This is a genomic window from Clostridium beijerinckii (assembly GCA_003129525.1).
GTDB classification, from domain to species: Bacteria; Bacillota; Clostridia; order Clostridiales; family Clostridiaceae; genus Clostridium; species Clostridium beijerinckii_D.
This window is the reverse complement of sequence record CP029329.1, coordinates 1,641,158-1,662,300: the sequence shown is the minus strand read 5'-3', so window position 1 is coordinate 1,662,300 and position 21,143 is coordinate 1,641,158. Positions and strand designations below refer to the sequence as shown.

Annotated in this window: 15 protein-coding genes and 3 pseudogenes; 6 read left to right on the top strand and 12 right to left on the bottom strand. The window is 29.7% G+C overall.

Features of this window, described 5'->3' with window-relative positions; all coding sequences use genetic code 11:
* Positions 1 to 98: 98 nt before the first annotated feature.
* From DIC82_07300 to DIC82_07275, 6 genes and pseudogenes are all read right to left on the bottom strand, one after another.
* A complete protein-coding gene (locus DIC82_07300; GenBank protein ID AWK50830.1) occupies positions 99 to 965 on the bottom strand; it encodes a Cof-type HAD-IIB family hydrolase in 867 nt (288 codons plus the stop codon).
* Between the two features lie 310 nt (positions 966 to 1,275).
* The gene (locus tag DIC82_07295; GenBank protein AWK50829.1) at positions 1,276 to 1,983 is read right to left on the bottom strand and encodes a GntR family transcriptional regulator; all 708 of its coding nucleotides are present in this window, start codon (positions 1,981 to 1,983) and stop codon (positions 1,276 to 1,278) included.
* Between the two features lie 293 nt (positions 1,984 to 2,276).
* Positions 2,277 to 3,615 (bottom strand): annotated as a pseudogene (locus tag DIC82_07290) (PTS cellobiose transporter subunit IIC).
* Positions 3,616 to 3,783: 168 nt separating this feature from the next.
* A pseudogene (locus tag DIC82_07285) lies at positions 3,784 to 5,333 on the bottom strand (aryl-phospho-beta-D-glucosidase).
* Between the two features lie 120 nt (positions 5,334 to 5,453).
* A complete protein-coding gene (locus tag DIC82_07280; protein AWK50828.1) occupies positions 5,454 to 5,774 on the bottom strand; it encodes a PTS lactose/cellobiose transporter subunit IIA in 321 nt (106 codons plus the stop codon).
* 278 nt (positions 5,775 to 6,052) lie between these two features.
* Positions 6,053 to 7,045: a serine protease gene (locus tag DIC82_07275; GenBank protein AWK50827.1), complete on the bottom strand. Its 993-nt coding sequence runs from the start codon at positions 7,043 to 7,045 to the stop codon at positions 6,053 to 6,055.
* Positions 7,046 to 7,439: 394 nt separating this feature from the next.
* Here DIC82_07275 and DIC82_07270 point away from each other — a divergent pair, with 394 nt between their 5' ends.
* Positions 7,440 to 8,132 carry a PHP domain-containing protein gene (locus tag DIC82_07270; GenBank protein AWK50826.1) on the top strand — a complete coding sequence of 231 codons (693 nt, stop codon included), beginning with the start codon at positions 7,440 to 7,442 and terminating at the stop codon, positions 8,130 to 8,132.
* A gap of 122 nt (positions 8,133 to 8,254) precedes the next feature.
* Here DIC82_07270 and DIC82_07265 read toward each other — a convergent pair.
* Positions 8,255 to 8,688, bottom strand: a pseudogene (locus DIC82_07265) (phosphohydrolase).
* 302 nt (positions 8,689 to 8,990) lie between these two features.
* Complete coding sequence (gene recQ, locus DIC82_07260; GenBank protein ID AWK50825.1) at positions 8,991 to 10,775, bottom strand: DNA helicase RecQ; 1,785 nt, start codon at positions 10,773 to 10,775, stop codon at positions 8,991 to 8,993.
* A 557-nt stretch (positions 10,776 to 11,332) separates the two neighbouring features.
* Between recQ and DIC82_07255 the strand changes: the two genes are divergently transcribed.
* The 5 genes from DIC82_07255 (at position 11,333) to DIC82_07235 (ending at position 16,858) form a co-directional block, all read left to right on the top strand.
* A complete protein-coding gene (locus DIC82_07255; GenBank protein AWK50824.1) occupies positions 11,333 to 12,895 on the top strand; it encodes an ABC transporter substrate-binding protein in 1,563 nt (520 codons plus the stop codon).
* 76 nt (positions 12,896 to 12,971) lie between these two features.
* The gene (locus tag DIC82_07250; protein AWK50823.1) at positions 12,972 to 13,976 is read left to right on the top strand and encodes a peptide ABC transporter permease; all 1,005 of its coding nucleotides are present in this window, start codon (positions 12,972 to 12,974) and stop codon (positions 13,974 to 13,976) included.
* Between the two features lie 16 nt (positions 13,977 to 13,992).
* A complete protein-coding gene (locus DIC82_07245) occupies positions 13,993 to 14,901 on the top strand; it encodes an ABC transporter permease (protein AWK50822.1) in 909 nt (302 codons plus the stop codon).
* A gap of 12 nt (positions 14,902 to 14,913) precedes the next feature.
* Positions 14,914 to 15,894, top strand: a complete 981-nt coding sequence (locus DIC82_07240; protein AWK50821.1) for a peptide ABC transporter ATP-binding protein — start codon at positions 14,914 to 14,916, stop codon at positions 15,892 to 15,894.
* The gene (locus tag DIC82_07235; protein ID AWK50820.1) at positions 15,887 to 16,858 is read left to right on the top strand and encodes a peptide ABC transporter ATP-binding protein; all 972 of its coding nucleotides are present in this window, start codon (positions 15,887 to 15,889) and stop codon (positions 16,856 to 16,858) included. The genes DIC82_07240 and DIC82_07235 overlap by 8 nt, the downstream gene beginning before the upstream one ends.
* 156 nt (positions 16,859 to 17,014) lie before the next feature.
* Here DIC82_07235 and DIC82_07230 read toward each other — a convergent pair whose 3' ends face one another.
* The 4 genes from DIC82_07230 to DIC82_07215 form a co-directional block, all read right to left on the bottom strand.
* The gene (locus DIC82_07230; protein ID AWK50819.1) at positions 17,015 to 17,989 is read right to left on the bottom strand and encodes a D-2-hydroxyacid dehydrogenase; all 975 of its coding nucleotides are present in this window, start codon (positions 17,987 to 17,989) and stop codon (positions 17,015 to 17,017) included.
* Between the two features lie 207 nt (positions 17,990 to 18,196).
* Positions 18,197 to 18,826 (bottom strand): thiamine phosphate synthase, encoded by a 630-nt coding sequence (locus DIC82_07225; GenBank protein AWK50818.1) that lies wholly within the window; start codon positions 18,824 to 18,826, stop codon positions 18,197 to 18,199.
* Between the two features lie 94 nt (positions 18,827 to 18,920).
* A complete protein-coding gene (locus DIC82_07220; protein ID AWK50817.1) occupies positions 18,921 to 19,751 on the bottom strand; it encodes a hydroxyethylthiazole kinase in 831 nt (276 codons plus the stop codon).
* Positions 19,752 to 19,753: 2 nt separating this feature from the next.
* Complete coding sequence (locus DIC82_07215; GenBank protein ID AWK50816.1) at positions 19,754 to 21,070, bottom strand: thiamine biosynthesis protein ThiC; 1,317 nt, start codon at positions 21,068 to 21,070, stop codon at positions 19,754 to 19,756.
* Between the last annotated feature and the right edge of the window lie 73 nt (positions 21,071 to 21,143).

Here is a 21,143-nt window from a genome sequence, read left to right as displayed (position 1 = left end):
ATTTAATAAAAAAAATAATTCCTTAATAAAATAGGATATATATTTGTGCAAGATGACTATTAGAGTTTCATCTTTTACACAAATGTATATCCTATTATTTATTTTTGTTCTTCTAAGATTTTGTAAATTGCTTTTGCAACTCCTAAATTGTCGTTAGTGTCAGTTATATACTTTGCTATTTCTTTTATTTCTGGAATAGCATTTCCCATAGCAACTGATTCTGTAAATTCTGTAAACATAGAATAATCATTGAAGCTATCTCCAAGCACCAATACTTCTTCTCTTTTAAATCCCATTTTTTTAGCTACCTTTGCAAGTATAATTCCTTTTTGTGCTGTTATATGTGTAATCTCTATATTATCTCTAAAAGAAGATGAAACAGCAATTCCTTCTAATTTCCCTATAATTTCTTTCATTTTAGTTATAAGTTCTGTATCGTTATGAAAAGCTACAAATTTTCTAATTTCCATGTCACTTTTTAAGAATTCATCTAAATTGGAAATAAATTTAAGCTGAGTAAAATATGGTTGAACCTTAGCTATTTCTATAGCTTCCTCTTGAGTCAATTGTGGCTCAAATGATAAAGTTCTATAAACCATTTCTTTTAATGCTTCTTCCTTAGTATCAGTAGTATATATTCCTTTATTAGTAAATATTCTTGCAGTTACTTTTTTTTGTTGTAGTATACGTATAATTTCAGTTGCAGTTTTTTGTTCTATATTTATTTCTTCTAAAATATTTCCATCTTCATCTCTATACTCTGCACCATTCATAAGAACGCATTGACATTTTATATTATTTTCCTTAAGAAGTGACTCAACAGTTTCATATTCTCTACCTGTTGAAATCGCAAATACAATACCTGCTTCTTCTGCTTTTTTTATAGCAACTACAGTTTCTTTATCTATTTTATGTTTTTCATTTAACAAGGTTCCATCCATATCTGATGCAATAAGCTTTATCATCTGAAATCATCTCCTAAATCCTTTTAATTAAATTTTCCATTATATATATTATACCAAAGTTTATATAATTATAAAATTTAACTATTCCAAATTGATTTCTTGTGTCCGTTTTCATAATTGTTTATTTCTATTTCTATATTTGCCTTATTTAGACTTTAAATTTTCTACGTATTATTCACTAATTTATAATATTATATTTTTTATATGTAAATTGTTTTTTTAATTACTTCTGAATATAATAAGTACTCCTTTAAAATCATTTTCAGAAAGTTCTTATCATATTATATTTAATTAATAAAAACTTTAATTATTAGTTATTGCTAGTTAAACTTATTATTTTCATTTTAGTATAATTGTATTTTTCTAAAGATACATCGAACACTATACCACTACTTAAAAATACAGTGTTATTTAAAACTAACGTTGGGTCACTTTTGTTTAAATTTAAAAGTTCTGCCTCTTCTTCATTTAATTTTTCGCAACTTATTACCCTATCTGCAAATCCAATTTTTAATTTCAAATCATCTATAATATAACTGTATATAGAATTGTTACATATTTCTTCATTTAAATATGGAACTACATCTTTATTATAATAAGATTCTTCTATTTCAATTGGTTCTCCATTTAAATACCTTACACGTTTGACATAATATACTTTATTCTTAACTTTACATTTCATCTTACTTGCTAGTTCTTCATCAGCCTCTATCAATGAAAATTTCAAAACTTTACTTTCTAACTTTTCGCTAGGGTATGTCTTAGTTAATCCATTCATTTCTTTCATATCTACACAACCTAGTTTTGAAAATTCTCTTAAAAATATTCCACTCCCCTGGACTCGATAAATATAACCTTTACTAACCAATATTTCTATTGCTTTTCTTATAGTATTTTTACTAACATTAAGTTTTTTCATTAACTCTTCTTCTGTAGGAAGTTTCTTGTTATAATTATATTTTTCTTCTAATATTTCTTTTTCCAATATATTTACAATTGTTTCATATTTTTTCTCCATATTTATAGTTACCTCACATCAATATTTGACTACTTTAATATTAATATAACAAACTTTAATGTTTTTATCAAAGCATCAGCTCTCATAATAAGTATTTTGACTTATAACATTTTATAACTTTTTACTTTTGATAAAACACAAACTCCATATCATCAAAACCAATGCCATATTAATTTTAATTTAATAGCTTTTTAATAAGCAAACCCAATATTTCTTTAGCATATTACACTTAGAAATATTGGGTTTAACTAATTATATCTTTATTAAATAGTTGTATTTTTTATTAATAATTATTATGCTTGTACATTTTGTGTTTCTTGTACATTTTGTGCTGCTTGTTCATTCTTAAAGTTTATATTATCTTGTCTCTTAAAGAATGGAAGATAAATAAATATTGATAATGCTAAAACTACTATTTGTAATATAGCTGTTCTAGGTCCACCTGTTAAAAGTCCTTAAATTGGCGCTGGAGTTGTCCATGGAACCATTACTCCTCCAAATGGTGGTACTATTCCTGTTGCAATTGCAAAATAAGTTATTATACCTGATAATGTTGGGGCAACTACAAATGGTATTGCCATAAATGGGTTCATTACAATTGGTGTTCCAAATGTAATTGGTTCGTTTATATTGAATATTCCTGGTACTAAAGCTAATTTACCTAATTGTTTACATTGTGCTGATTTTGCAAAGAATAGCATACATATTACAAGTCCTATTGTCATTCCTGAGCCTGTTACTGTCATAAATTGATCTAAGAATTGTTGTGTTACTATATGTGCTCCATTTGCTATTGTTAATTCTTTTCCACTTGTAACTATAGCTGCATTATCTAATGTATTTGATTGTAATATTCCTGACATTACACCACTTACAATTGTTGCACCATGAACACCAAACCACCATAAGAAAGGAATCAAGAATCCCATAACTAAAACTCCACCTAATGAATCTGTCATTCCTTGTAATGGTGTTTGAAGAATCTTATATATACATTCAATAAATGTTGTTTGCATTCCAAATTTAAATATACTATAAAGTACAGTTGCACCTAAAATTATAACTGCTGCTGGTATTAATGCTGCAAATGAATTTGCAACTCCTTGTGGTACACCAGCTGACATTTTTATTGTAATTTTTCTCTTCATAAACCATGAATACACTGCACCGACTACTAATCCTATAATAATTGCTGTAACCATGCCTTTTCCGCCAGTCCATGCTGTTGGTATAACATCACCTACTACTTCTCCGCTTTTAGTTGTTACAGAAGAAGTAGTTGTTACCAAAAATACCACAAAAGATATTACTCCTGCGGATAATGGTTCATGTCCTTCATTTTGAGCATAAATATATGCTATTCCTATTGTTGTAATTAATGCTATTACATTAAAAGTTGCTCCAAATGCTTTCCATAATGGATCCTGTCCATCCTGCACCAAATATATTAGCTATTGCATCATTTAAAGGTTGGTAAGGTATTTGAGCAAGTAACAAGAATAATGACCCTATCATTGTTAAAGGTAATGTGTATAAAATTCCGTCCTTTAAGGCAATAACACCCTTTAAGTTAACAAATTTCATAACGACTGGTATTACTTTTTCATTTAACGTTGTTTCGAATGATGACATAATATAATTCCCCCTTATAAATTAATGTGTTATTATATTTAGTGTAATAATTACAAATGTATCAGATTTATAATCATTACTTTAAAGTTACAGATTTCCATGTGATTTCATCATTAACACATGCATTAAGTCACATAGAAATTCCATAACTAACACTAGCTTTTTTAATTAAAGGTTTTCTCCTCTTTCTTCTATTATCTTCTTGTACCAATATCCTGATAATTTTATTTTTCTATCTAAATTGTTCTTGTGGTCAACATATATAAATCCATATTGTTTCTTATATGCATTTAACCAGCTTAACAAATCTATTGATGACCAAGCATAATATCCTTTTAAATTTATATTTTCTTCAATAGCTCTTTTTGCTGCTTTTAAATGCGCTTCAATATATTTTATTCTTGGAACATCTACCACTGCATCTTCAATAATAGGGTCTTCATCTCCTAGTCCATTTTCAGTAATATACATTTTTATATCACCATAGCTTTTCTTTAACATTCTCAAGCCTTCTAAAAATGCATCTGGAGCAATTTCCCAGCCCCATTTTGTATAAACTTTATCATCCATCATAACCGTTTTATAGACTCCGTCAAATGAAGGATTACCTGGCGCCCCTGTAGAATTCTCTCTAGTTCTTTCTTGACTCTCATTTAAAACATCATTTTTCATTACTCTTTGTGGTTGGTAGTAATTAAGACCTATAAAATCATTTTTTTGTGCTGATTCTTTTATTATGTTTAGTTCTTGTTCAGTCCAATCCGGCGTCCAGCCATTTTCCTCTAATTGTTTAACCACATATTCAGGATAATTTCCTTTTAGCACTGGATCATAATACCAATTGATACCATATTGATTAGCATGTTCTGTTACTTTTATATTTTCTTCATTGTCATCTATGCTAAATGCTGGTGAAAATACATGTGTTATTCCTATTTCACTGAATTGTTTCATTTTCTTGTAATTTTGCACGGCTTTAGCATGAGCTGTAAATACATTGTGAGTTGCTTGGAAGTACTTCTTAGGATTGTTTTTTATACCTGGTGGATGTGCTCCTGATAAATATCCTAACGTTGTAAATACAACGGTTTCATTAAAGGTAATCCAATGTTTTACTCTATCACCAAAGGCTTTAAAACATACATTTGCATACTTTACGAAAGCATGGACTGTTCTTTTATTCGTCCAGCCTCCATCTTCTTCTAAGTTTTGAGGCATATCCCAATGATACAGTGTAACAAAAGGTACTATTCCATATTTTAAACATTCATCTATTAAGTCGCACTGTTATAAAAATCAATTCCTTTTTTGTTTATCTCTCCATCACCATCTGGAATTATCCTAGGCCATGAAATTGAAAATCTATATGACTCCAATCCCATATCCGCCATTAATTTGATATCTTCTTTGTATCTATGATAGTGATCTACCGCTACATCACCATTTGTGCCTTCAAAAGTCTTTCCTTTAATTTTGGAAAATACATCCCAATTAGAAATTCCTTTTGCTCCACATATTTTTTTTGCTTTTGCTATTGTATATGCAACTTGTGGGCCTAATAACGCAACGTTAACATTCTCTAAGTGGTTGTCCATTTGGCTTTCTGGGAAAGCCTGAATATCTACTTCTATTCCTTTGGCTTTAGCTGCATCTTTCATTTTACTAACCAAAAGGCTTGTTGACATCCCTGCTGCGCAAAATAATCTAATTGTTATCATAGTTTATTCCTCCTTAAATTCACAATAATTTTTTTATAATAAAATTTGATTTTTTATAAATGCTCTCTAATTTAGCTCTAGATATATATCTATCCTAATTATAAGTTTAATACTTACATTTTATTTAACCAAAGTATTTATGATTTTTCTTAATTCAATTATTTGTTCAATTAAATTCTTTTCTGTTATTGCTGTCATCAAATGATCTTGTGCATGTACAAATAAAACCGACATATCTATCTTTTCACCACTTGCTTCTTTATGAAGAAACATTGTTTGTCCATCATGAGCTTTTCCCAATGCATCATTTGCTAATTCTAATTCCTTATCCGCTTCTTCATATTTCCCTTCGTTTACATTATTAAGAGCCATGTACGCATGATTTTTGCAGTCTCCAGCATTAATTATAATATTCATAATTGCCATTTCAATTTCATCCATATTTAATCCCTCACATCTAATTATTAAAGTGTTATTGTTTTATTTATAAATCATACAAATTTATAACATTTGGTTTATATATCCATAATTCATAGGTATGAATTTATTGTATACCTGTGAATTATATTTGTAAATTTTTTCTCGAAATGTTTTTTAAATTATTATTCACAAAAAAAATCATAAATAGACAAAAGCTACTAATTATAATAATTAGTAGCTTTTAGTTGTTTTTATAATATAATTTAGTTTTTATTTAATATTACTTGTATTTTTAAATATTAGTTTGAAAATTCTTGTGTACCCATATATTTGCCATTTCCATTAAGTACTCCTACACCGACTTTAGTATAAGAATTATTCATCATATTTGCTCTATGTCCTGGTGAATTCCACCATTGGTTGAATAATTCAACTGCATCGTAGGTATTATATGCTATATTTTCTCCAGTTGCAGTATATTTATAACCGATTGTTTTAAGCCAGTCAGTCCATTTTGTTCCATCTGGATTCGTATGATCAAAATAATCATATTGTATCATATGGTTACTCTTATATCGTGATACTTGTAATAAAGTATTATCCATAGTTAATGGTTGTAATCCTGCTTCTGTTCTTTTTTGATTCATTAATTCTAGAATTTTATTTTCAGCAGTAGCTTGTACACTTATGTCATAGTTTTGTGGTAGCTTAGATAATCCGTTTACATCTGTTGTAGTAAAACTATCATTTTCTGTTGTTCCATCTGAATTTTGTTTACTATCTATATTGGTTATTTCTTTATTTTCATCTGATTTAGTAGATATCGTTACCACTGAATCTTGTCCACTTATTTCTTGGTTATTATTTACTGACGTATTTTCTGTTGTTTGGCTTGCATTATTAACAGTTAGTAGCTCACCTGATTTATTAAAGATACATGTTTTACCACCAATATTTATGGCACCTGTCTTCATTGCTCCTGTATTGTCGAGATAATACCATGTTTCATTATCATTAACCCAACCTTTTTCCATTGCACCTGAATTATTATTATAGTACCATTTTCCATTATCACAAATCCAACCTATATTCATTTTTCCATTTGAATTAAAGTAATACCATATATCAGAAATATTTTCCCAGCCCTGCACTATTTTATTTCCTTCTATGTAATTCCAAGTACTATCAGTGTTTTGTCTCCACTGTGCAGATACTCCTAATGGTGATAGAGTAGTAATTGTTGCAGCTGCAACAACTGCACTCACTATCTTTTTTAAAGAAGCTTTATTCATTAGTTTTTCCTCTTTTCTAATTCTTATTTAGACATTCCAATAAATTCAATATAATTGTGTTTTATTAATTTCCTTTCATATATTCAAATTTATTACAAGTTTGTCCATGCACTAATCTTAACATATACATTCGACATTTTTCAACCTTTTCTTTGTTTGTCTAATTCTAGCAACGAAAATTAGCTATGATTATCTCCAAAAAACTATGGAATTCCTTCTATTTACAGTACTATATCACCTTCCCCCCCATTTTATCAAGCTTTACATAGCTTTTCTTTTGAATATATTTTTTCAATTTAATTATATTTTTCTTTGATTTTGTGAATTTGTGATTTAACAATTCAAATATAATCTCATATATTAAAAAGTGGATAACATTTAAATAGGAGCTGTAATGTATAAAAAAGGTGATTTTCATATTCACTCTACTTGCTCAGATGGTGCATATACCTCTAGGGAAGTCGTTATGATATCTAAGAAGAAAAATGTAGACATTATTTCTTTAACAGATCACAATAATACATGTGGTATAGATGAAGCTATCCTAGCTGGCAAAGAAGTTGGAGTTAAGGTTATTCCAGGTGTTGAACTATCTACTAGATATAATAGTACTAGGGTACATGTTTTAGGATATTTTAAAGACGATAGCTATAAAAATGAGCTTCTTGTTGAAGTGCTAAAAAATGTAGCAGCGCATAAGATCTCTACTATTAGGCACCTATTAGGAACTCATATAAATTTTTATGATAAAAAAGATAAATTATATGTAAAAACAGGAATTGAAATTCTAAAGTTCTTTGGGGCTACAGTTATTTTAGCTCACCCCGTGCTTTTAAATAGAGATGATTTTAATGATATTATAAAAATGAATTTTGATGGATTAGAAGCTAAATACTTCAGCAATAAAGATGAAGATACTGAGTACTTTTTAAAAATAGCTAAAGATAGAGATTTACTTTACACAGCCGGATCAGATTTTCATAGCTGCAATGAATTTTATAGAACCCATGGAATAATAGGTGATGTTTATCTTAATGGAGAAGAAATATCTAATTTTTTAGTTGGTGGCAATTTAACTTATTCCTAATTTTTAAATTTAAATTCACATAATATAAAATTGATTTTATATTAAATCTTAAAAGTTCAAATAAATTATTATACAAAAAAATTGTAACTATACTATAGAAAAAACTATATATAGTTACAATTTTAATTATAAATTTTTGTTACTATTTGCCCCCAATTTTCAAGCATACATTCGGCTATTTGGGAATCATACATTACTCCTTGATTTTTACTTATTTCATCTCTACATATTTCATCACTTATGCATTTTCTATATGTTCTATCACTTTTCATTGCATCTATAGAATTACAAATTATTTCCATTCATCAAATTCTAATTTACTTGGTTTATTTAAAACATTATCTGGCACTCCGATTTTCCCAATATCATGGAAATCACCTGCAATATATATAATTTTTAATTTCTTCTCTGTAATTCCTAAAGCTTTTCCTAAATTATATACCATATTTGCTACTCTTATTGAATGACCAGATGTATAAAGGTCTTTTGCTTCCAATACAGCAACCATACTCTTTATAATATCATGATACATATCATCTTTATATTCTTTCAACATCTTTTTACTATCTCATCACCTATTTTATTTCCACATATTATAATATCATTTGGTTGTTTGCATAATTATCCATTATAATCAAGTAAATATTAATTATTTTGTTAATAACAAAACTGAAACCGTTATTTAATATAAACTAAAAGGAATGGATTTTACCACTTTAATATTAACTATTGCAATTTTTATGAAATACTTTATTTTCGTCTTTGATATTTTCTTAAAAGAAATTTTACAACAATTTTAATAATTGTTGTCATGAACTTATTTTGGCAATTAAAAAGACTCTAATATATAACTTCACTTTACCCTCGCACTTCTTTTTCGCCAACTACTTGTATTATATTTAATAATTCTTTTCCATAAGCCTCAATTTTCTTAGTACCAACACCTCTTACTTCTAATAGTTCATCTAAAGTTTTAGGTTTACTATTTGATATAGCAATTAAGCTTGTATCAGAAAATATTATATATGGTTTTATTCTTTCTTTATAAGATTTTTCTTTTCTCCACTTCTTTAAGGCTTCAAATAATTCTTTATCTAAAATTGGTTCTTCCTTATCTAAAATCTTAAACACTACTGTTTCCTTACTTTTTAATATTTTCATTGATCTTGGATTAAGTTTTAGCATTGAGTATGTACCTTCCTTTAAATCAACACACCCTTCATTTAATAAGCTCTTAATTAAATCTTTTATAAAACCATTGCCATACTCCTTCATTATTCCATATGTAGTTACTTTATCTAAATTATTTTGTATTATCTTAGGTCCTTTAAATCCCTTTAAGATATCCACAAGAACTGAAATCCCGTATTGTTCTTTAGTTCTAAAAACTGTGGATAAAATCATTTGGCTCTCTCTTGTAAAATCCTTTAATTCATCATCATTTAAACAATTGCTACAATTATTACAGTAACTTAATTTACGTTTATTTCCAAAATAATTCAATATGTATTTCCTATAGCATTCCTTTAAATTACAATAATCAATCATAGCTTGAAACTTTCTAAGTTGTATTTCTTTTCTATTCATTGAAGCACTTTTGTTTATTATATATTCCACTCTTCTTATATCAGCTTCACAATAAAACAAATAACAATTACACTGTTCCCCATCTCTTCCCCCTCTGCCTATTTCTTGATAATAGGATTCTATATTTTGAGGGAGAGTAAAATGCACTATAAATTTAATATTAGACTTATCTATTCCCATGCCAAAAGCATTAGTTGCAATAATTATATCCAAATTCTCATATAGAAAATCTTCTTGAAATTGTTCTTTTTCTTCGTCTTTAAGTCCACCATGATATTTTCCCACATTATATCCTAAGTCTTTTAAATAATAATGAAGATTATCTACTTCTTTTCTAGATGCACAATAAACTATTCCTGCCAAGTTTTCATTATCTCTTATTATGTCTTTAAGTGTTTCAAGCTTATCTACTTCTCTTAGAACATTAATATTTAGATTCTCTCTATTAATATCCCCTATATATATATATGGGTTATTCAAACGTAAAAGTTTTATTGAATCTTCTCTGACTTCTTCAGTTGCAGTAGCCGTAAAGGCTGAAATAATCGGCTTATTTCTAAGAATTTTATAAAAGTTTGAAATTTCCAAATAACTTTTTCTAAAATCATGGCCCCATTGTGATACACAATGAGCTTCATCTATTGCAATTTGAGAAATATTAAGATCTTTAATCATATCTCTGAATATTTTAGATTCAAGTCTTTCCGGGGAAATATAAATTATCTTATATTCTCCAATAGAAGCTTCAATCAATATATTTTTTATCATGTCCATGTTTTGTGTACTATTAATATATGCCGCCTTAATTCCAATACTTATTAGATTATCCACTTGATCCTTCATAAGTGAAATCAACGGTGATATTACAATAGTTATCCCTTGAAATATTATTGCTGGAAGCTGATAACAAACAGACTTACCACCACCTGTTGGCATAAGACAAAAAGTGTCTACACCACTTAAAATGCTATTTATAATTTCAAATTGGCCTTTTCTTAAAGTATCAAAACCATAATATTTTTTTAAAGCATAAAAAATCTTCTGTTTATTATCCATGTTTAATTACCTTTCCGCATAATGACTTGTTATTTTTTGAATAGGCTTTAATAATAGTATATACCACAAATTCAAATTCTTAAACAAAAAAGAGCTACCTATATTTAATCTATAGATTAAATAACTTGAAACAATAAAAATTTATATTTCAATTCTAAATCATATTAATATTTTGTCGAATAAAACAATTTTCTGTTTCATTGTTAATTATTGAATCTTAATTTTTAAGAGCAAATCTTTATCATTGTGTTAATAAATATGATAAAATAATATTTTTTTAATATACAATATGCTATTTATATGCTATAATTCAAATATGTTAATTTATTCATTTTAATATTATCTAAATCAATTTAGGATAATATTATTTAAGCTATTCAAAGGTGAACAGCATTCTATAATATTTATTTTTAATTATTGTAGTTTAGTTGTTTATCTTTTTATAAACATGTATTTCAGTAAAAAATCTGCATGTAAATTTAGTATATAAACACTTATTAAATGTAGACCTTTTATTAGAATACGTAATATAAAAAATTTTTAAGGGGGCTACTTTTATGAAAAAAAGAATTTTAGCATGTTTGTTAGCAGGTTTACTTGCTACAACTGCACTTGTTGGCTGTGGTGGTGGACAAACTAACACATCTAACCCTGCTGGTAAAACATTTATATTTGCACAAGGAGCAGATCCAAGAGGATTAGATCCTGCTTTTGTTGATGATGGTGAATCAGCTAAAGTAATGTGTAATATTTATGAAGGCTTAGTTGCATATGGTGATAATAATACAGATATTAAACCATGTTTAGCTGAGAGCTGGGACATTAGCACAGATGGCAAAGAATATACATTCCATCTAAAAAAAGGAGTTAAATTCCATGATGGCACTGACTTTAATGCAGCTGCAGTAGTTAAGTCTGTTCAAAGACAACTACCTCCAAATGCAACTGATGATATGCCTTATGCATCATTTACTTATGCAGGAGTTAAAAATGTTGAAGCTATTGATGATAACACAGTTAAATTCACACTTGAGGCTCCAAATACTCCATTTTTAGCTAATCTTGCAATGACACTTGCAGCACCAATTGTAAGTCCAACTGCACTTGAAAAGTATAATGGTAACTTAAATGAAAATCCAGTTGGAACTGGTCCCTTCAAATTTGTATCTTGGGAAAAGGGAGAAAAAGTTACAATTGAAAAGAACAATGAATACTGGGGTGAAAAACCAAAGTTAGACAAAGTAGTAATTAAAATTACTAAAGAAAACTCAGTAAGAGCTAGTGAACTTATGACAGGATCAATTGATGCAATGGATGGTTTAGATCCAAATGATGTAGATAAATTAAAAGAAAAGAATATGACTATATTCTCACAACCTGGAATGAATATAAACTACATCGGTTTTAACTGTGAAAGAGCACCATTTAACAATCCAAAGCTTAGAGAAGCTTTATCACATGCTATTAATCGTGACGAATTAGTTCAGTACCTTTACCAAGGATATGCAGATCCTGCAAAAACTCAACTTCCAAGTTTCATACCTGGATACAAAGATAATGTAGCTGCATATAATTATGATCCTGAAAAAGCTAAGTCAATGCTTGCAGAACTTGGTGCAGAAAATCTTACTATAAAAATGATTACTTATTCAAATCCTAGACCTTACAATTCTGTTGGAGGTCAAAAACTTGCAGAAGCAATTCAAAACTACTTAAGTAAAGTTGGTGTTACTGCAACAATTGATGTTTATCAATGGACTGAATACAAAGAAAAGACTAAACAAGGCGAAGGTGATATAGTATTCTACGGTTGGAATGGCGATAATGGAGATGCAGATAATTTCTTGTCATTACTTGACAGTAAAGAAGTTGCTTCAAGCTTAAATGCAGCTAGATACTCAAATCCTGAAGTAGATGCTCTTTTATTAAAAGGTAAGCAAACTCCTAACGGTGAAGAAAGAAATGCTATTTATGGACAACTTCAAGATTTGCTTGCTAAAGAAGCACCATGGGTTCCAATTTCTTACGCAAAACTAATGGCAGCTTCAGCTCCAAATGTTAAAAACTTTAGTATTCATCCAACTGGTTCAGCATTCTTTAAAAACGTTGATAAAGAATAACGAATAACTTTTAAAAAAAATTGGCTCCGATACATATCGGAGCCTTATAATTAACATTTTAAAAAGAGGTGAATTTATGTTCAAATATTTTATTAAGAGATTATTATTACTAGTACCTGTAGTTCTTGGTGTTTCAGTACTAGTATTTTTAATTATGCATGTCCTTACTAGTGATCCTACTTCAATAATTTTAGGACAACACGCAAGTGAAGATCAAATTGTTGCATTAAGGCAACAATTAGGATTAAACGATCCTTTGTATATACAATATTGGGATTTCCTAAAAGGTATTCTTCAAGGAGACTTTGGTAATTCTCTTATAACCAAAAGTTCTGTAGCCAAAGAAATTTTCACAAGATTTCCTGCAACTATTGAGCTTGCAATTGTGTCTATTATTGTAGCTTCTATTGTTGGTGTAACTCTTGGAGTTCTCTCAGCAGTTAAGCAAAATTCAATTATAGATTATCTTTGTATGGGTGGATCCTTAATCGGAGTTTCAATGCCTATATTTTGGCTTGGATTAATTTTAATTGTTATATTTTCAGTTGGATTACATATACTCCCAGTTTCTGGCAGGGCAACAATCGGCATGGAACCTGTTAAAATTACTGGTTTGTATCTTTTAGATAGTTTAATGGCAGGAAATATGACTGCATTTTGGGATTCTTTAAAACATTTAGTTTTACCTGTAATTGCACTAGCATCGTACTCTACAGCAATTATTGCTCGTATGACTCGTTCTGCTATGCTTGAAGTACTTGGACAAGATTATATAAGAACTGCAAGATCAAAAGGACTTGTAGAAAATGTAGTTATTAAAAGTCATGGACTTAGAAATGCTCTAATTCCAGTTACTACTGTTATTGGACTTCAACTTGGTTCTCTTCTGGGCGGTGCCGTTTTAACTGAAACAGTTTTCTCATGGCCTGGAATTGGTAGTTATACAATTGATGCTATTTTAAAATCAGATTATCCAGTGGTACAAGGTGCTGTTATGATAATGGCTGTAGTATTTGTTTTAGTAAATTTATTCGTAGATTTACTTTATGCGTATATTGATCCTCGTATCAAATATTCTTAAAGGAGGATTAATTTTTATGAATACTGATTTAACTAATGAAGATATTTCATCTTCAAATGAAGTATCTTCTGAAAAAAACACAAAACTTACTAGATTTAAAAATTTCATGGGGATACTTGTATCCAATAAAGCTGCTCTTATTGGTTTGATTATTATTGGGATTATAGTTATCGTTGCAATCTTCGGTAAATTTTTAATGCCTTATGATCCTTATACTGGAGAATTATCAAACAGTCTTCAGACTCCATCAGCTACTCACTTTTTTGGTACTGATGAACAAGGAAGAGATATTTTTTCGAGAGTAATTGACGGTACTAAAATTTCATTAAGAGTTGGTATTATCTCAGTTGCTATTGCACTTTCAATAGGAACTGTAATTGGTTCTATTTGTGGATATTTTGGTGGAAAGCTTGATATGTTTTTAATGAGATTAATGGATGTAATACTTGCCTTCCCTTCACTATTACTTGCAATCGCATTTATGAGTGCTTTAGGTAAGGGCCTTGATAAAGCAGTTATCGCAATCAGTATAGTTACAATTCCAGAGTATGCTCGTATAGTTCGTGGCTGTGTGCTCTCTGTACGGGAAAGCGAATATGTTCAAGCTGCAAAGGCCATAGGTAATAACGAATTTACTATAATTTTTAAACATGTACTCCCAAATATTTTATCTCCAATAATTGTTCGTGCTACACTTGGTATCTCAAGTGCAATTTTAGACACAGCAGCACTTGGCTTTTTAGGACTTGGAGTTCAACCTCCACTTGCTGAATGGGGAACAATGCTTGGATCAGGCAGAAGTTATTTCTACAATGCTCCTTATATAATACTATTCCCAGGACTTGCAATTACACTTACAGTACTTGCTTTTAACTTATTTGGAGATGGGCTTAGAGATGCACTTGATCCTAAGCTAAATGCATAGGAGGGATTTTAAATGCTACTTGATATAAAAAACTTAAAGACAGAATTCAAAACTAAAAAAGGCATAATTGCTGCTGTCAATGGTGTTGATTTTTGTGTAGATAAAGGTGAAGTAGTTGCAATAGTTGGTGAGTCTGGTAGTGGGAAAAGTGTTACATCTCTATCTTTAATGAGACTGCTTTCAAAGACTGACAATACAAATGTAACTGGTGAAGCCTTATTTAAAGGGGAAAATTTACTAAGCAAATCTGAAAAAGAAATGCAAAAAATGCGCGGAAAACAATTATCTATGATCTTCCAAGAACCTATGACTTCTTTAAATCCTGTTTTTACAATTGGAAAACAGATTTCTGAATCGATTATAAAACATGATGGTGTAACTAAAAAAGAAGCACGGACTCGATCAATTGAAATGCTCAAACTTGTTGGTATTCCTTCACCTGAAACTAGAATTGACAATTATCCTCATCAATTAAGTGGTGGTATGAGACAAAGAGTTATGATAGCTATGGCACTTAGTTGTAGTCCTGAACTTTTAATTGCCGATGAACCTACAACTGCCCTTGATGTTACAATACAAGCTCAAATACTTGAACTTATGCTTGAACTTAAAGAAAAGTTTGGTACTGCTATACTTCTTATAACACATGATTTAGGTGTTGTTGCTGAAGTTGCAGATAAAGTTGTAGTTATGTATTGTGGAAGAGTTGTTGAAAAGGCATTTGTTAAAGATCTATTTAAAGATCCAAAGCATCCATATACTCAGGGATTACTTAACTCAATTCCTAAAATAGATGAAGATGCAGAAAGATTATTTATTATACCGGGTACTGTTCCCAACCCACTTGACTTACCTACTGGCTGTGCCTTTAGGGATAGATGCCCAAATTGTTTTGAAAAATGTAATAATAATACTCCTCCTTTAATTAATCTAGTAGAAAGAGAAGTTCGTTGTTTCTTATATGAAAATAAGGAGGATAAAGCTAATGGATAAATTAATGGAAGTTAAAAATTTAAAGAAGTACTTTCCTGTAGCATCCTCAGGATTTTTTCAAAAGGCAAACTATGTGCAAGCAGTTGATGATGTTACCTTTGATATTTATAAAGGTGAAACTTTAGGAATTGTTGGAGAATCTGGTTGTGGTAAATCTACCATGGGAAGACTTCTTGTAACTTTACTTGATTCAACTTCTGGTGAAATTCTTTTTGAAGGTAAAGAAGTTAATGCAATTCGTAAGAATAATAGAAAAGATATAAGTAAAAACATACAAATTATATTCCAAGATCCTTATGCATCTCTAAATCCAAGAATGACCATTGGAGATATTATAAGAGAACCTATGAAAATCAATGGTATTGCAAGTGGAGATGAATTAGAAAATAAACTTGATATTCTTTTAAAACAAGTTGGCCTTGCTTCTTACCATAAAGATAGATATCCACATGAATTTAGTGGTGGCCAAAGACAAAGAGTTGGAATAGCTCGTGCTATCTCAGTTAATCCTAAACTTATAGTTTGTGATGAAGCTGTTTCTGCACTTGATGTTTCTATTCAAGCACAAATTCTGAATCTTTTGTCAGATTTACAAAAAGATTTGGGCTTCACTTATTTATTTATAGCTCATGGTTTAAATGTAGTTAAGCATATAAGTAATAGAGTTGGTGTTATGTATCTTGGTAAATTGGTAGAAATTGCAACTGTAGATAAATTATACAGTACTCCAATGCACCCATATACTCAAGCTCTACTTTCAGCTATACCTATTCCTAATCCTGAAAAGAAAAAAGAAAGAATCATATTAACAGGTGATGTACCAAGTCCAATAAACCCACCAGCAGGTTGTAGATTCCATACTAGATGTCCTAAGTGCATGGATATCTGTAAGCAATCTGAACCTAATTTAGTGGAATTAGAATCTGGTCATAAAGTGGCTTGTCACCTTTATGATGAAAAATAGTTTTATAGTTATAATGGAAAATATTATATTACAAAACAGTAGTAAGTTTAGGTTTATATAAAGTCTAAACTTGCTGCTGTTTTTTACTTGTTATATTTTTATAGATTCTATATTTAAACATTTTTAATATATTAATTTTCAATTCAAATTTTATGTTTATTTAATATCCAAAGTTCTATACCCTGTAGAAAAATCAACAATATTTACAAGCCTATCTCCATTAATAAAATTCCTTAGATTTTTAGCGCTGATTTGAGCAATCTTATCTAAAGTTTCTGGAATGTGATATCCTCCAGAAATATGAGGAGTGATTATTATATTATCTACATCCCAGATTCTATGATTTTTAGGAAGTGGTTCTGGATCAACTACATCTAGTCCAGCACCTAAAAGATGTCCACTTTCTACTAGATCACATAGTGCATCAGTATCAAGTACATTGCCTCTGCCAACATTTAATAGTGCTGCTCCATTTTTCATAAGTTTAAGTTTTTCTTTAGAAAACATTTTATAGGTTTCTTTTGTACCAGGTATCGTAAGTGCTACAACATCTGCTAATGGGAGTAACTCATCTATTTTATCCATTAAATACAATTCGTCTATAAAATCTGGTTTATCAGTGTTGGTTCTCTTTACTCCTATTGTATAGCCCCCAAATGCTTTTATCCTCTTTGCAAATTCTCCACCAATATTTCCAAGTCCTATTATTAAAACTTTAGAGTTATAAATAGATTTAACTTCACCTTCATCTTTCCAAAGATGTAGCTTTTGATTATTTCTATAAATATGAAGTTTTTTAAATAGTTGAAGAAGAAGCCCTATCATATGTTCAGATATCGCTAGACCATATGCACCTGTTGCATTTGTTAATAACACTTCTTTTTTTAGTATACCTTCCTCTATATAAGCATCACTTCCAGCACTATTTAATTGTAACCATTTTAAATTTGGAGAACCCATAAGCATTTCTACTGGTGGATTTCCAATGATTATATCTGATTTTTGAACTATTGATTTATCTACCTCAGCATATGTTTTATATATATAATTAGCATTAGGTGCTTCAACTTCTATTAATTTTCTTTGTCTTTCATTTATAGGTAACAGTATAAGTATATTACCAACATTCATAATTTTACCCTCCATTATTCTTTAATAATCATATTATATATTATATATATCTACATTGTTTTATTAAAAATATAGGTTGCACTTTTGTCTGTTATGCTAATGTTTCCTATAAATTGTTATATTCTTTTGTTTTTATATGCTTTTATTGCAAATCATATAAATTTTAAAAACATCTATTTAAAAAGAGTTCTATTTTTCCATTTTAATTTAACCTTGTGTGAATATTTTTTTTAATTCTTTTGTAGCCTCTGCAATATCATTCTGAGCAATAATAGCTGAAACTATTGCAAGCCCATCAATGCCAGTACCTTCGAAATCCTTAACTCTTTCTTTATTAATTCCACCTATTACAACTATAGGCAAAGATATATTTTCTCTTATTTTCTTTAACTCTTCCATTGATGTTGGCTTTGCATCCTTTTTAGTACCAGTAGAATACATAGCACCAACACCTATATAATCTGCTCCATCATCTTGTGCTTTAAGTGCTTGTTCTAATGTTCCTGTTGAAACTCCAATAATCTTATCTTCACCAATAACTTTTCTAACAACTACCAATGGTAAATCACTTTGTCCTACATGTACTCCAGCGGCATCAACAGCTAGTGCAATATCTAATCTATCATTTATTAATAATGGTACATTATATTTATCTGTTATTTGCTTTACCTTTACTGCTGTATTATAAAAATCAAGAGATGAACAATCTTTTTCTCTTAATTGAACTAATGTGCAACCTCCAATTATAGCTTGTTCTACAGCCTCTTCTAAAGTTTCTGTACTCATTAAATCCCTATCTGTCACAAGATAAATACTATAATCTATTTTTGCTTTCATTAATATTTCCTCCTCTTATATCATTTCTATTTCTAATTATATACTAAATATAATAAAGCGTGTACCTCTCTAAATATGATACACGCCTTACACTCTATTTCACTTCAATTTTAGCCATAGTTCTAATTATTTCAGAATTCAAATTGCTTATAGCATCTATAATTGCTATATGAAAACTTCCAATACCAAATTGCCCAGCCTTTTCAAAAGCAATTTCTCCAGCAATCCCCATAGATATAATACCAGAAATAGCTCCTATAAAGTAATCTGAACTTGCTCCACAAAAACCTCCAACTAATGCACTTGTCATGCAACCTGTTCCTGTAACATTTGATAACATTTTATTTCCATTTCCAAGTATAGCTACTCTTTCTCCATCAGATATAATGTCTGTTGCCCCTGTAATGGCTACAGTGCATTTAAGTTTATTTGCTAAATTTTTAGCTACATGAACACATTCATCATTACTATTTTGCATATCACTTTCAGAGGCATCAACCCCATTAGTTGTAGATTCCAAACCACTTATAAATTTAATCTCAGACATATTTCCACGTAAAACACTTACTTTTACTTCTTCTATTATTCTCTTAGTAGTTACATTTCTAAACTCAGATGCACCTGCACCTACTGGATCAAACACAACTGGAATATTTAATTCGTTTGCCTTCTTGCCTGATGCAATCATAGATTCAATTGTTCTTTCATTTAATGTACCAATATTTATTACAAGTGCAGATGAAATATTAGTAATATCAGCTGCTTCTTTAATATCATCAGCCATAATTGGTGATGCACCTAATGCAAGTAATATATTTGCACAATCATTAACTGTAACATAATTTGTTATATTGTGTACAAGAGGTTTCTTATTTCTAACCTCATCTAATAATTTTTCTATTTCTACAACTATTTCCTTACTCATAACTATTTCCCCTCTTTATCAAAAAGTTCTACTTTTTCACCATTTAGAATTTTATTAGTTGTTCTTACTGCACACATTTTTCCACACATAGAGCAGCTATGTTTTTCTTCTGGTGGCAAACTTTCAAAATATGTTCTAGCCTTTTCTCCATCAATAGCAACCTTGAACATTTCTTCCCAATCAAGTTTTTGACGAGCATCTGCCATTGCATTATCTTGGTTTCTTGCTCCTGGAAGTCCATTAGCTATATCTGCCGCATGAGCTGCAATTTTCGATGCAATAATTCCTTCTTTAACATCTGATAAATCTGGAAGCCTTAAATGTTCAGCTGGTGTTACATAACAAAGGAAATTTGCTCCATGTGTTGCTGCAATAGCTCCACCAATAGCTGATGTAATGTGATCATATCCTGGAGCAATATCTGTAACAAGAGGTCCAAGTACATAAAAAGGTGCACCATGACATAATCTTTTTTGAATTTGCATATTAGCTGCAATTTCATTCATAGCCATGTGCCCTGGTCCTTCAACCATAACTTGAACATCTTTTGCCCAAGCTCTCTTTGTTAATAATCCTAGTTCTATAAGTTCAGTAATTTGTCCTGCATCAGTTGAATCATCAAGACAGCCTGGTCTCATTGCATCTCCAAGACTTATCGTTACATCATATTCTCTTAGGATTTCAAGTAACTCATCATAATATTCGTAAAATGGATTTTCGTTTCCTGTCATTTCCATCCAAGCAAATAATAAAGATCCTCCACGAGATACAATATTTAATCTTCTCTTATCTTCTTTAAATAATTCAACTGTTCTTTTATTTATTCCAGCATGAATAGTAACAAAATCAACTCCTGCCTTTGCATGAGCTCTAACTACTCCAAGAAAATCTTCTGCTTTTATATCTAAAAGATCCTTTTCAAGGTATCCAATTGCATCATACATTGGAACTGTACCTATCATAGCTGGCGAATACTCAATAAGTTTTTCTCTAAATTCTTGAGTCTTTCCATAGTTACTTAAATCCATTATAGCTTCAGCACCAAATTTAATTGCCATTTTTACTTTTTTCATTTCATTAGAGTAATCAATGCAATCTCCAGAAACACCTAAGTTTACGTTTATTTTAGTTTTAAGTCCATCGCCAATACCTTCTGCGCTAAGTGATTTATGATTAATATTAGCTGGAATAGCGACCTTACCTTCTGCTACAAGCTTCATTAATCTTTCTTCTGAAATCTTTTCCTTTTCAGCTACCACCTTCATTTCTTTAGTGACTATACCCTTTTTAGCTGCTTCCATTTGTGTTTTATAATTCATTTTTTCTTCTCTCCTCACATTCATTTTTTAATCTAATTATGCCTTGACTTGTATTTGCAGAAGTTCTTAATTG